The following is a 12,210-nucleotide window of genomic DNA, read 5'->3' on the forward strand; positions in this document are numbered from 1 at the left end:
CTTTTCTTTTCCCGCTTCCGCCGGCGAAGGCCTTCCAGCCTTTCGCCGGCCCGCGGCCCCCAAGGCGACAGGCATGATCCTGGAGACCCAAAACCTGTCCAAGCAGTTTGGCCGCCTCCGGGCACTGGAGGCGGTGGACCTCGCCGTGGCGCCCGGCGAGATTTTCGGGATCGCGGGCCCCAACGGGGCCGGTAAATCCACCCTTTTCAACGTTATCGCCGGTACTTTTCCGCCCACCTCCGGGCGGGTGCTCTTCAAAGGCCGGGAGATCACCCGGCTGCCGGCCCACCGCATCTGCCATCTGGGCTTGGCGCGGACCTTTCAGATCCCCCAGACCTTCCAAACCCTAAGCGTGTATGACAACATCCGGGTGGGAGCCACCTTCGGCAACAGCGGCCGCGGGCGACGGGAACACATCGCGGCGGTGATGGATTTTCTCGGGCTGACACCCCACCGGGACGACATCGCCCGCAATCTCGATCTCTACACCATCAAACAGGTCATGGTGGCCGCGAGCCTCGCGACCGGCTGCCAGCTTCTGATGCTCGACGAACCCTTGGCAGGCCTCTCCATGACCGAAATCAGCGAATTTATCGCCATGGTCCGCAGGATCAACCGCGACATGGGCATCACCATCCTCATGATCGAACACCTTCTGGATACCCTGATCGAGGTTTCCCACCGGATGCTGATTCTGCATAACGGTGCGGTGATCTACACCGGCGATCCCGAAGGGGTGCGCCAGGACCCCAAGGTCGTCGAGGTCTATCTCGGCCCGGGGGCGGAGGTGGGGCCATGATCGCCAAGACACCCCGGGGGGTGGCGGAGCTGGAGGTGAGCGCCCTCGTGAGCCGTTACGGCGAGATGCCGGTTCTGCGGCGGGCCTCGCTCCAGGTCTTTCAGGGGGAGGTGGTGGCCCTTTTCGGACCCAACGGCCACGGCAAATCGACCCTGCTCAAGACGATTGCTGGGATTCACCCGGCCACGGGCGGCACCATCCGCTACCGTGGGCGGGACATTTCCGCCATGGCCAGCGAAAAAATCGTCGAGATGGGGGTGGCCTACATTCCCGAGGCCCGCAACCTGTTTCCCGAAATGACGGTCCTTGAGAACCTGACCCTGGGAGCCTACAATCGGAGGGCGCGCCGGGAGCTGGCGCAAACCCTGGCCTTCGTGTTGGCACTTTTTCCTCGCCTCGAAGAGCGCAAAGACCAGATCGCGGCCACCCTGAGCGGCGGTGAAAGCCGGATGCTGGCGGTCGGGCGCGGGCTGATGAGCAAAGCCTCGCTGCTGTTGATCGACGAGCCGTCCATTGGGCTTTCGCCCCTGATGAAACAGACGGTCTTCGATGCCATCGGCAAGATTCGCCGTGAAACCGGCAGCGCCATTTTGATCGTGGAGCAGGAGGTCGACTACCCGCTGCGCCTGGCCGACCGCATTTACCTGCTCAAGAACGGGCAGGTCGTGCTGGAGAAGGCCGCCGGCGAAATCAGCAAGGCCGAGATCGAAGCTTCCTATTTTTAACGGTCCGGCCGAAAACGGCAATCCCTGCGTCGCGCACCCCGGCCAACCCCGCGCATTGCGCTGGGTGGTGGGGGAAAACGGTTTGCTGCGAAATTCACATACCGCGCCAGCCCAGTTGAGGTGACCCTCATCTTACATCCAGGCCGGTCGCGGTCCCCTCAGGCCACAGGGGGGTCCATCGGGAGGTGTACCATCAAGGATCTGCTCTACGCCCTGGTAAGCGGACTGATATCCGGCTCCCTATACGCCAGTATGGCCTTGGGGCTGGCGATTGTCTACGGCGTCATCCATGTTTTCAATTTCGGCCATGGCATCGTGGCCGTCATCGGGGGGTATCTGACCTGGCTGCTGCTCAGCCAGACGGGAATGGGGCTGATCCCGGCAGTGGTCTGCATGCTGGTGATGATGTTCTTTTTCGGTCTGCTGATTTTCAAACTGACCCTCAACCCGCTGCTTAAAACCCCCAACTGGGAGTTTTCCACCATCATCTTCCTCCTGGGGCTCGGAATCCTGTTGGAAAACCTGACGCTGCAGGCCTTCGGCCCGCGGGTCAAGTACATCCCACCCTTCTTCGAGGGCAGTCTCAAACTGGGCTTTCTGCGGGTCAACTGGCACGAAATCAGTATCATCGTCATCGTGCTGGTTTTCGTGGTGCTGCTCAATCTTTTTCTGAAGCGTACCTGGTTTGGCAAGGCCATGCGGGCCGTGGCGCAGGACATGGACGGCGCGCGCATCGTGGGCATCAATATCCAGCAGACCTTCGGTTTTGCCTTTGCTCTTGCCACCGCCGTGACCGGCTTCAGCGGAGTGCTGCTGGGAACCAAGTACTACATGACCCCCCACATCGGCTGGGATTGGATGGTCAAGGGGTTCGTGATCATCGTACTCGGCGGCTTGGGCAGCGCCAGCGGAGCCATATACGCGGCCCTCATCATGGGCATTATCGAAGCCTATGTCACCCTGTTGCTGGGTTCACTTTGGGTATGGCCCGCCTGGTTTGTTCTTTTTGTGGTTATTCTGCTGCTGCGGCCCCAGGGGTTGGTCGGCGGCCGGACGCTTTGATGGGGGATCAAAAGATCGGGATGCACGGGATGACCGACAGTTTGAACTGGAAGAGGATCGCGATTGGCGCCGGGCTGCTGCTGATGGCCGTTTATCCGCTGATTCACGGCGACCCATACATCATGCACATTTTTATTCTCTTTTTCATCTGGTCGCTGGTGGCCTCCAACTGGAATTTGCTGATGGGCTATGCCGGGATCTTTTCCCTGGGCAACATCGCCTTTCTGGCCATCGGGGCCTATACCTCCGGGATTCTGTCCAAAAACCTCAGCTGGTCGCCGTGGCTGTGCATCTTACTGGGGGGAATCGCCAGTATGGCGCTGGTCACCGTATTTATCGGGCTGCCGGCCTTGCGCCTTAGCGGGATTTACATCGCGCTGCTGTCCCTTATTTTTGCCGATTCCCTGCCCACCATCCTGACCCAGACCCGCAGCCTCACCGGCGGTGCCATGGGGCTGCATGACGTGCCGCCGCTTTTTGAAGGCATCCTGCGCATCCACTCCTATTACATCTGCTTCGCCCTCTTTTTGGTAATGCTGACCATCATCTACCGGACCATTCATTCCGCCACCGGACTGGCCTTCGTGGCCCTGCGGGATTCACGCGAATTCGCCCGATCCCTGGGCATCAGCGAGTATCGCGAAAAGCTCAAGGTGTTTGCGCTGGTATCTTTCCTGACCGGCATTGTGGGGGGCTTTTACGTCCACTACCTGGGCGATATCTCGCCAACCACCCTGACCATCGAACCCTTTCTGCTGACCATTGCGATGATGGAAATGGGGGGCATCGGCCGCTTCCCCGGAGCCGTACTGGGGGCGGTCATCATCGTTTTCGGCAACGAGTTTCTGCGTCTGGCCGGCACGCTGCGTCTGGCCTTGTTGGGCGCGCTGATTTGCGCCATCATTCTTTTTTTCCCAGGCGGCCTGATGCAGCTGGTGGACTGGATTGACACCCGCATCGCGGCCCGGCGGCGCCGGGCGCACGGCTGAAACCCGGCTGCACACTTTCCAGGGTGGCCGATCTTCAGCGCCCCAAGGAGCCATGCATGAACCATCGACTGATCCTCACCGCGGCCAATATCATCACCATGACGGCCGAGCGGGACCGGGCCGAGGCGCTCGCCATTGAAAACGGGCGCCTGGTGCGGGTCGGCGCCCGGGACGCCGTGGGGGATCTCATCCAGCAGGGCTGGCCGGTGCTGGATCTTCAGGGCCGGACCGTTCTGCCGGGGTTTATCGACACCCATCAGCACCTGATGTTGACCGGCCTGCTGGCGACCGCGATTGCGCTGGATGAGGTCGGCTGCCTGGACGAGGTCCTGGAGCGGGTGGCCGCCGGCAGCCGGGAGACGCCGTCCGGGGCCTGGGTGCGCGCGGGCTATCTCAACGAACAGCGCTTGCGCGAAAAACGGATGCCCACCCGGGAGGAGTTGGACCGCGTGTGCAGCGACCGACCGGTTTTCGTATTGCACACCACCGCCCACATGTGCGCCTTCAACACCCGCGGCCTGGAGCTGCTGCAGCTCCCCGAGAGTCTGGAGGGTGTCGACCGTAAGGGGGGGCGGCCCACCGGGGTTGTGCGGGATCCGGGGATCTTGACCCACGTTCATCCGGTCATGGCCCGGCTCATCCCCGAGGCCGTCAAGGTGGCGGCCATGGAGGTGGCCGGCCGCAAGGCCCTCGAAAAAGGCATCACAACCCTGCATGCACTCGACGGCGGCGATCTCGGGCCCGGGGAGACCCAGATCATCATGGCCCACCGGGAGCAGCTGCCGGTGCGCGTCGTGTGCTACAACCAAAACATGGATCTGGAGGAAGTCCGCCGGCTGGGACTGCCCCGGGTGGGCGGCTGCATTTGTGCCGACGGCGCCTTCGAGGCGCACACGGCGGCCCTATTCGAGCCCTACACTGATCAGCCCGGCAATTACGGCGCCCTGACCTACAGCCAGGAGGTCATGGATCGCTTTGTTTTGGAGGCCCACCGCGAAGGCCTGCAGATCGCGGTCCACTGTGAATCCGAGCGTGCCATCGAACAGGTCCTGGCGGCGATGGAAAAGGCCCTGCGCGCCCATCCGCGTTCGGACCACCGCCATCGCATCGAACACCTGGAGCTGCCCACCTACAACCAGATCGCGCGCATGGCCGCCGCCGGCATCATGGCGGCCATGCAGCCCGCCTTTATCCCGGCCTTCATTTGCAGCCAGGGAATGCAGGGCTATGCCCCCCTGCTGGGGACGACCCGGCTGCGGCGGCTGCATCCCTACCGGACCCTGCGCGACCATGGCATCCCGGTCTGCGGCGGTTCCGACAGCCCCGTGACGCCTTACGGCCCCCTTGCCGGCGTCCAGGCGGCGGTCCTGCACCCCAACCTCGAAGAGCGTATTTCGCGCCACGAGGCGCTGGAAATGTTCACCGTCGCGGCGGCCTGGAGCGCCTTCGAGGAAGCCCAAAAGGGGAGCCTGGCGCCGGGCAAGCTGGCCGACCTGGTGGTTTTGGAGCGGGACCCCTTTGCGGTGGCGGCCGATGAAATCGCGGCGATCCGCGTGGATCGGGTGTTTGTGGGAGGCCGTCAATATGAAATTTGAAGGCGGTTTAGAAAGTCCAATTTCGGCGTTGCGCCGCATGGCGATGCTGCTGCTCCTGTGGTTTCTGGCCGGGGCGGTTGGCTGGATCCCGGTGGCTTTGGCCGGAACCACCGCAGGCTGCGGCGGCCTGCAGCTGGAGCCCAGGGCGCCGGCCTATTATATCTACCCGGAGTATGTCGCCGTCTGTCCCCGGGGCGGGGCCGGGATCCGCTGCTACCGTTATCATTGGGACTGGGTCTGTGAAAAAGGTGACACCCTTTACTGGGACCGCCGCCTGGAGGCCGCCGCGCATGCCGCCTGCGGCTGCCCGCCGCCCGCCGGGGTGGCCTCGGCCTCCCCGGCGGTATCGGCCAAGCCCCGCGAAACGCTTTTCGGCGGGGCGCGGGAATTGTCAAATGGGCCGCCAGATTGAGTTTTGTCGGCGTTAGACCGTGGAAAACGGCCCGATAAGCGTTGATTATTTGTAGGACCTGGTGTAAAGGAAAGAGCGATGATAGCTTAAAATTTCCGCCCCACGGCCGGCGGTGCGGGGCTGAGGGGCAGCGGTGGGCACTTTGGGCGATGGTCCCAACGGGTGACGACAGGAGTGTAAAATGAAAATTCTGGTGGGCTATGACGGGTCCAACGCGGCCAAAGACGCGCTCGTACTGGCCAAGAAGCACGCCAAAGCCTTTGATGCCAAGGTTTTTGTGCTCTCTTCGCTGGAGAAGGGCAACGAGGACCAGCTGCCCAAGATCGAGCAGGCCGAGGGGGATCTGGAATATGCCAAGACTTTTTTCGACAAGGACGGTATCCCCTGCGAAACCCACCTCTTGATCCGCGGGCTGAGCCCCGGGGAGGACCTGATCGAGTTCGCCAACGAAAATGAGATCGACGAAATCATTGTCGGCGTCAAGCGCCGCTCCAACGTCGGCAAGCTGATTTTCGGCTCAAATGCCCGCTACGTGATCATGGAGGCCAACTGTCCGGTGGTGACCATCAAGTAAACGGCCGCCGCCCAGTGTTGAGGTCAAAGCCCGCTTCCCCCGTCAGGGGGAGAGCGGGTTTTTTTTGCCCTGTGCGGCGCGGCTCTCCAAACTTCCGACGGGCCGGCGGCGGCTTTTTTTTCAGGCATGCGCCTCGAAGCGGTTCTGTTCGCGGTTTTTGACGGTCCTGCGGGGGTCGAAAATGCGGCCGTTCATCGCCACGTAAACCCCGGCGGGCAGCAGTTGGACCGCCATCACGGCGCAGCCAATATTGAAGACCGCATCGGTGAAGCGGAACCGCGCCGGCTGCATGGCGCCGGTGAGGACGATCACTTTGTCGCCCAGGGTCTGCAGCACTCGCGCCGTATCGAGCATCGTATCGGTGCCGTGGGTAACCACGAAATGCCGCTGGGGGGCGGCGGCGATCGTATCCCGGATCAGGCGGCGGTCCGCCTCGGTCAGTTCCAGGCTGTCCTTGCGCATGAGCTGCCGCACCGAGTAGGGGACGGTGACGTTGGCCTCGCGCAGCACGTCGACGACCTGGGGATCGCCCACCTGAAATTCGCTTTTGGCATCGAAGTAGAGCTTGTCGATGGTGCCGCCGGTGGTGATGATCTGGATTTCCATGCGTGCTCCGGGAGCTTTTCGCAGCCTCTCAGTTGGTGAGGCTCTGAATCGGCGCCGGGATCAGGCCGCCGAGGCGGATGAAGGCGTTGGGGCCGACGCCGTTGTTGACCGCCATGATCACCGACTCCCCCAGCAGCCCCCCGAAGTGGGCCCGCTCGCCGGCCTTCTTGCCGGGAACGGGGATCAGGCGGGTGGCGGTGGTTTTTTTATTGATGACCCCGATGGCCATCTCGTCGGCGATGATGGCCGACAGGGTTTCGGCCGAGGTGTCCCCGGGCAGGGCCACCATGTCCAGGCCCACCGAGCAGACGCTGGTGATGGCCTCCAGTTTTTCCAGCGAGAGGTGGCCCGCGGCGGCCGCATCCGATATGTTGAGGTCTTCGCTGACCGGGATGAAGGCGCCGCTCAGCCCGCCCACGTGCGAACTGGCGAATGCCCCGCCTTTCTTGACCGCGTCATTGAGCAGAGCCAAGGCGGCGGTGGTGCCGGGAACGCCGATGGCCAGCAGCCCCAGGCTCTGGAAAATCTCCCCCACGCTGTCGCCCACGTTGGGGGTGGGCGCCAGCGACAGGTCCACCACCCCGAAGCGGATTTCGAGGAGCTCGGCCACCTCGCGGCCGATGAGTTCCCCCACCCGGGTGACCTTGCAGGCGGTGCGTTTGATGAGGTCCGAGAGCTGGCCTAGGTCCAGGTCGGGGTGGGAGGCGAGGGCGCGCTCGACCGCTTTTTTGACCACCCCCGGGCCGCTGACCCCCACGTTGATCACCGAGTCGGGCTCGCCGACCCCCAGGTAGGCCCCGGCCATGAAGGGGACGTCCTGGGGAATGTTGGCAAACACGCAGAGTTTGGCGCAGGCCAGGCCGTCGCGCCCGGCGGTGCGCTCGGCGGCGGCCTTGATGGCCCGGCCCATCAGCAGGACCGCATCCATGTTGATGCCGGCCTTGGTGGAGGCCACGTTGACCGAGGCGCAGACGCGTTCGGTTTCCGCAAGCGCCTCGGGCAGTGCGGTGATCAGCGAACGGTCGCCGGCGGCGATGCCCTTTTCCACCAGGGCCGAGAAGCCACCGATAAAATCGACGTTCATCTCGCGGGCGCACGCGTCCAGGGTGCGGGCGATGGCCACCATCCCGTCGGGCCCCAGGGGGGCGCAGACCACGGCGATGGGGCTGACCGCGATGCGCTTGTTGACGATCGGGATGCCGTACTTGTCGCCGATCTGGTCGCAGACCGGCACGAGGGCCTCCGCGATGCGGCCGATCTTGTCGCGGATGCGGGTTTGGAGTGTGCCGAGATCGTGGCTGGCGCAATCGAAGAGGTTGATGCCGAGGGTGACGGTGCGGACGTCGAGATGCTCGTTTTTGAGCATCTCCAGGGTCGAGATGATTTCCTGGTAGCTTAACATGGCGGCCTGCTGATGCTTGAGGGGTTTGGACATGCGCCGCCGGGGCGGCGGCGGGCGTCAGATGCGGTTCATGGCGCTGAAAATATCGCGGTGCTGGATCGTCAGGCGCAACCCCAGGGCGGCGGCCTGATCTTGGAGGTCCTGGCGGAAGCGCTGTTGATCGATGTGGGTGGGCACGTCGACCTCGTAGATCATGATGTTGTCGCCGGGTTCGCTGCCGCCCTTGAAGACCGCCTGCAGGTTGGTGACGTTGACCTGGTAGCGGGCGATCACCGCGGTGATGCGCGCCACCAAACCCTTGGCGTCCGGCCCGCTGGTGGTGATCACAAACGGCTCGGCCACCGGCGGCGGGGCGGGGCTGCCGTTTTCGGCCAGGGGCTTGACCTGGACGTACATTTTGAAGTCGGCCAGGCCGGCCGTCAGCCCCTGGTGCAAGGTCTCGGCGGTGACCCCGGCGGGGATGCCGGCGATGAAGATCCCGGCAAATTCGGTTTGCAGGATCGTCTGGCTGACGTTTTCGATGTTGCAGTCGCGCTCGAAAAGCACCCTTGAAACGGCCGCCACGATGCCCGGCCGGTCCTTGCCCAGAACGGAAATGATCACCTTGGTCATGGGCGCGGCTCCTGTTTTTCGAAGAGAATGGAGCGGTCCACCGCGGCCAGGGTCGCGCAGCCGGTCAGGACCATGGCCTGGCGCAGCTCCCCGCGGATCTGGGCGATGTAGGCTTGCACGCCCTCCTGCAGGCCCCCCATGGCAGCTACCGAGAACGGGCGTCCGATCATCACGGCGTCGGCGCCCAGGGCGAGCATTTTGAGAACATCGAACCCGGAGCGCACCCCGCCGTCGGCCAGGACCGCAATCCGGCCCTTGACGGCTGCGGCCACCTCGGCGAGCACCTCGGCCACCCCGGGGGTGTGGTCCAGCACGCGTCCGCCATGATTGGAGACCACGATCGCATCCGCTCCCACGTCCACGGCCAGACGGGCGTCAGCGGGGGTCATGATCCCCTTGAGGATGAATTTCAGCGGGGTGCTTTGAATGATCCGGGCGAGCTTGGCCGGGGTTTTGGGGGACACCGGGCGGCCCATCAGCTTGAGGGTCAAGAGGCCGGCGGCGTCGATATCCATGCCGACGATGGTGGCCCCGCTGGCGGCCGCCTTTTCCAGTTTTTCAAAAAGCTCGGTGTCCTCCCAGGGCTTGATGAAAGGAATGCCGGACCCCCCGAGCTCGCGGATGACGCTGAAACCGGTTTCGTGGATGAAGGGGGGAATGCCGTCGCCGCTGCAGCCCAGCAGCCCTTCGGCGTGGCAGCCGGCCAGAACCGCCTGGACGTAATCGGCTTCGGAGACCTTGCCGCCCATGTTGAACGAAACCCCGCCGATGGGTGCGGCCAGCACCGGCATTGAGAGCTGCCGGCCCAACAGTTCGATCCGGGTGTCGGGCTCGGCGACGTCGTGGATCAGCCGCATGTTGAAGCGCCAGTCCGCCAATGCCCGGACGTTGGACTGAAAGGCCGCCCCGGTGCCGAGCCCCCCCATCCCGGGCACCTCGCCGGCGCAGGCCCGGCCGTCGCAAATGGGGCACACCCGGCAGAAGCCTTTCATGCGCTCCCTGGCTTTTTGTCGAATTTCCTTCATGGGCTGCGTTTCCTTTCCTGAATCGGCTCGTGGCAAGTAGCGCGCGGCAGATTTCGATCCTTGGCGCCTTGTGCAAGCCCTACCGCCTGTGTTAAAAAGTGGCGGCAACACCTACCGAGCTTTGGTCGAAGCGTGAGGTTTTTTTTGATGACTGAATTTGGAAATATGGCATCTTTGCTTCGAGAAAACAAGAAGCTAATCATCATTCTGGCCGTCGCCCTTTTTTTGATCGAGCTGGAGATTTTCGCCGTGGCCGCCATGAAATCGGGGCACAAATCGTGGCTGCAGGTGATCGACGCCAACGGCAACGTCATTCACGAAACCGATGGTCGCAACTTGAGCGACTTCAACCGCCATTATTTCGAGAAAACCTTCGGCCCCTTCGAGAACTATGAGGTCCGCTTGGCGTCCCGGGATGTGCCGTTTCCTTTCCGTGCCTGGTTCGTCGCCGCCGTCGGGCTCCCGGTGGGCGTGATGCTGCTGCTGGCCTTCGTGCTGCGGGCCTGGGCCGCGCTTTTTTACGGCGAAGCCGCCCGCGGCGCGCCTCAGTCGCAGACCGGGGACGATGGTCAGAGCGGCTTTGAAAAGGCGCTGGCGCGGGCGGGCCGGCTCAATATCTTCACCATCGGGTTTTTGATCTTTCTGGCCGTTTTCGCCTATTGGGTGATCCCCAACCTGATCACCCACCTGGGGCGGGTGGGGGTGGACACGGTGGTGCGCTTCAAATGGGTCTTCATTGCGACGGCGGCCTTCCTGGGCGGGCTGGTGGTGTGGATCGTCTATCTGCGCTACCTTTTGGCCCGCAAGAGCATCGAAAGCCGCACCGAGGTCGAAAAACACCGCCTGCAGCTGGAGTTCGGTCAGGGGGGGCGGTTGCTGCAGATCGAAGACCGCGGGGCCGGCGCCGCCAACCCCCGGGTGACCTGGCAGGAGCCGGAGGCCGCGGACACGGCCGAACGCCAAAGCACGGAAGCCGGGAACACCCGGGTCGAGACCTGATACGGGCGCACTCCCGGGGCCTGCGCCCCCACCGGGGGCATCCTCAGAGATCCGCTTCACACGACAGCCCATGCAGATCGTCAGCACGCACAAATCAACCGATTTCGACGCCCTGGCCTCGGTGATTGCGGCCACCCTGATCTACCCGGGCGCCGTGGCGGTCCTTCCCCGTCTGCTGAACCCCAACGTGCGGGCATTTCTCTCCATTCACAAGGACCTCTTTCCGGTCCTCACCCCCGCCGAGGTGGACCTCGCCGCGGTCACCGCCCTGGTAGTGGTGGATACCAATCGCTGGAGCCGTCTGGACGGCCTGGCCTCCCTAGCGGGGCGGCGCGATATCGCGGTCACCCTGTGGGACCATCACGGCGATGACGGCGATATTCAAGCCGGCTGGCGCCGCGTCGAGCGCACCGGCGCCGCCATCACCCTGCTGGTGGACGAGATCCGGCGCCTGGGCAAAGACCTCTCCCCCATTCAGGCGACCCTTTTTCTGATCGGCCTCTACGAAGACACAGGAAACCTCAGCTTCCCGGCCACGACCCCGGCGGACGCCCGGGCGGCCGCCTTCCTATTGGAACAAAAGGCCGATCTCAACATCCTGGGGACCTTTCTGCGACCGGCCTACGGTGAAAAACAAAAAAACGTGCTCTTCGAGATGCTGCGCTCGGCCCGCCGCCAGCGGATCAACGGGTTTCAGGTGAGCATCGCGCGGGTCAAGGTCGAGGGACATGTTGACGGGCTGGCGGTGGTGCTGCAGATGTACCGCCAGATTCTCAATGTGGATGCCGCCTTCGGCATCTTTTACACCCCCGACGGGCAGCGCTGCATGGTGATCGCCCGCAGCCAGGTGGACGATCTGCCCGTGGACGGGCTGATGCGCAGCCTGGGCGGCGGCGGCCACCCCCGGGCCGGCTCGGCGGTGCTAAAGGGGGCCAACCCCAAGACCGTCGAAAAAATGCTGCGCGACCTGCTGGCGGGCAATCGTCAGACCTCGGTGCAGGTGGGGGATCTGATGTCCTTCCCGGTCTTTTCGGTGACCTCCGACACGCCGATGACGGCGGTGGCCGGGATCCTGCGTCGCAAGGGCTGCACCGGCCTGCCGGTGGTGGATGACGGGGAGATAAAGGGGATCATCTCGCGCCGGGATTTTCGCAAGGTGCGCAAGGAGCAGCAGCTCAAGTCCCCGGTCAAGGCCTTCATGAGCACCCGGGTGGTCACCATCACCCCCGATCAAAGCCCCCTGCAGGCCGCCCGGATGATGGTCAAGGACGATATCGGGCGGCTGCCGGTGGTGGATCAGGGCAAACTGATCGGCATCGTGACGCGCTCGGATGTCATGATGTATTTTTACGATCTGCTGCCGGCTTAGCGGTTGTGGCCTGCGGATGGCCGCCGCGTGGGCCCGGGCCT

The 12,210-nt window shown here is 63.8% G+C and carries 13 protein-coding genes; 9 read left to right on the forward strand and 4 right to left on the reverse strand.

Translation table 11 applies throughout. From position 1 onward, the window contains the following. Positions 1-73 precede the first annotated feature (73 nt). The 7 genes from LJE63_03380 (at position 74) to LJE63_03410 (ending at position 6,156) form a co-directional block, all read left to right on the forward strand. Positions 74-799: an ABC transporter ATP-binding protein gene (locus LJE63_03380; GenBank protein ID MCG6905644.1), complete on the forward strand. Its 726-nt coding sequence runs from the start codon at positions 74-76 to the stop codon at positions 797-799. Beyond that, the gene (locus LJE63_03385; protein MCG6905645.1) at positions 796-1,524 is read left to right on the forward strand and encodes an ABC transporter ATP-binding protein; all 729 of its coding nucleotides are present in this window, start codon (positions 796-798) and stop codon (positions 1,522-1,524) included. Before LJE63_03380 ends, LJE63_03385 begins: the two co-directional genes overlap by 4 nt. 120 nt (positions 1,525-1,644) lie before the next feature. Then, positions 1,645-2,586 (forward strand): branched-chain amino acid ABC transporter permease, encoded by a 942-nt coding sequence (locus tag LJE63_03390; GenBank protein ID MCG6905646.1) that lies wholly within the window; start codon positions 1,645-1,647, stop codon positions 2,584-2,586. After that, positions 2,586-3,575: a branched-chain amino acid ABC transporter permease gene (locus LJE63_03395; protein MCG6905647.1), complete on the forward strand. Its 990-nt coding sequence runs from the start codon at positions 2,586-2,588 to the stop codon at positions 3,573-3,575. The genes LJE63_03390 and LJE63_03395 overlap by 1 nt, the downstream gene beginning before the upstream one ends. A 56-nt stretch (positions 3,576-3,631) precedes the next feature. Further along, positions 3,632-5,170, forward strand: a complete 1,539-nt coding sequence (locus tag LJE63_03400) for an amidohydrolase (GenBank protein ID MCG6905648.1) — start codon at positions 3,632-3,634, stop codon at positions 5,168-5,170. Positions 5,171-5,207: 37 nt separating this feature from the next. Then, complete coding sequence (locus tag LJE63_03405; protein ID MCG6905649.1) at positions 5,208-5,582, forward strand: hypothetical protein; 375 nt, start codon at positions 5,208-5,210, stop codon at positions 5,580-5,582. A 181-nt stretch (positions 5,583-5,763) separates the two neighbouring features. Next, positions 5,764-6,156: a universal stress protein gene (locus tag LJE63_03410; protein ID MCG6905650.1), complete on the forward strand. Its 393-nt coding sequence runs from the start codon at positions 5,764-5,766 to the stop codon at positions 6,154-6,156. A gap of 120 nt (positions 6,157-6,276) precedes the next feature. On the opposite strand, the gene LJE63_03415 is transcribed toward LJE63_03410, so the two are convergent. The 4 genes from LJE63_03415 to LJE63_03430 are packed head-to-tail and all read right to left on the reverse strand — an operon-like array spanning position 6,277 to position 9,801. Continuing rightward, positions 6,277-6,762 (reverse strand): asparaginase domain-containing protein, encoded by a 486-nt coding sequence (locus LJE63_03415; GenBank protein MCG6905651.1) that lies wholly within the window; start codon positions 6,760-6,762, stop codon positions 6,277-6,279. 28 nt (positions 6,763-6,790) lie between these two features. Continuing rightward, positions 6,791-8,164, reverse strand: coding sequence for a PFL family protein (locus LJE63_03420; protein ID MCG6905652.1), 1,374 nt, complete (start codon positions 8,162-8,164; stop codon positions 6,791-6,793). Between the two features lie 57 nt (positions 8,165-8,221). Continuing rightward, a complete protein-coding gene (locus tag LJE63_03425) occupies positions 8,222-8,776 on the reverse strand; it encodes an ACT domain-containing protein (GenBank protein MCG6905653.1) in 555 nt (184 codons plus the stop codon). After that, on the reverse strand, positions 8,773-9,801 hold the full coding sequence (locus LJE63_03430; protein ID MCG6905654.1) for an alpha-hydroxy-acid oxidizing protein: 1,029 nt from the start codon (positions 9,799-9,801) through the stop codon (positions 8,773-8,775). The genes LJE63_03425 and LJE63_03430 overlap by 4 nt, the downstream gene beginning before the upstream one ends. 165 nt (positions 9,802-9,966) lie before the next feature. Between LJE63_03430 and LJE63_03435 the strand changes: the two genes are divergently transcribed. Together LJE63_03435 and LJE63_03440 are read left to right on the forward strand one after the other, a co-directional pair. After that, a complete protein-coding gene (locus LJE63_03435) occupies positions 9,967-10,800 on the forward strand; it encodes a hypothetical protein (GenBank protein ID MCG6905655.1) in 834 nt (277 codons plus the stop codon). Between the two features lie 70 nt (positions 10,801-10,870). Continuing rightward, the gene (locus tag LJE63_03440) at positions 10,871-12,169 is read left to right on the forward strand and encodes a CBS domain-containing protein (GenBank protein MCG6905656.1); all 1,299 of its coding nucleotides are present in this window, start codon (positions 10,871-10,873) and stop codon (positions 12,167-12,169) included. Positions 12,170-12,210: the final 41 nt, after the last annotated feature.

Source organism: Desulfobacteraceae bacterium (genome assembly GCA_022340425.1).
In the GTDB taxonomy this organism is placed as follows: Bacteria; Desulfobacterota; Desulfobacteria; order Desulfobacterales; family JAABRJ01; genus JAABRJ01.

Coding starts and splice junctions, on each gene's coding strand:
- LJE63_03380 (MCG6905644.1), top strand. CDS start 74: ATGATCCTGGAGACCCAAAACCTGTCCAAGCAGTTTGGCCGCCTCCGG.
- LJE63_03405 (MCG6905649.1), top strand. CDS start 5,208: ATGGCGATGCTGCTGCTCCTGTGGTTTCTGGCCGGGGCGGTTGGCTGG.
- LJE63_03420 (MCG6905652.1), bottom strand. CDS start 8,164: ATGTTAAGCTACCAGGAAATCATCTCGACCCTGGAGATGCTCAAAAAC.
- LJE63_03415 (MCG6905651.1), bottom strand. CDS start 6,762: ATGGAAATCCAGATCATCACCACCGGCGGCACCATCGACAAGCTCTAC.
- LJE63_03425 (MCG6905653.1), bottom strand. CDS start 8,776: ATGACCAAGGTGATCATTTCCGTTCTGGGCAAGGACCGGCCGGGCATC.
- LJE63_03395 (MCG6905647.1), top strand. CDS start 2,586: ATGGGGGATCAAAAGATCGGGATGCACGGGATGACCGACAGTTTGAAC.
- LJE63_03435 (MCG6905655.1), top strand. CDS start 9,967: ATGGCATCTTTGCTTCGAGAAAACAAGAAGCTAATCATCATTCTGGCC.
- LJE63_03410 (MCG6905650.1), top strand. CDS start 5,764: ATGAAAATTCTGGTGGGCTATGACGGGTCCAACGCGGCCAAAGACGCG.
- LJE63_03400 (MCG6905648.1), top strand. CDS start 3,632: ATGAACCATCGACTGATCCTCACCGCGGCCAATATCATCACCATGACG.
- LJE63_03385 (MCG6905645.1), top strand. CDS start 796: ATGATCGCCAAGACACCCCGGGGGGTGGCGGAGCTGGAGGTGAGCGCC.
- LJE63_03440 (MCG6905656.1), top strand. CDS start 10,871: ATGCAGATCGTCAGCACGCACAAATCAACCGATTTCGACGCCCTGGCC.
- LJE63_03430 (MCG6905654.1), bottom strand. CDS start 9,801: ATGAAGGAAATTCGACAAAAAGCCAGGGAGCGCATGAAAGGCTTCTGC.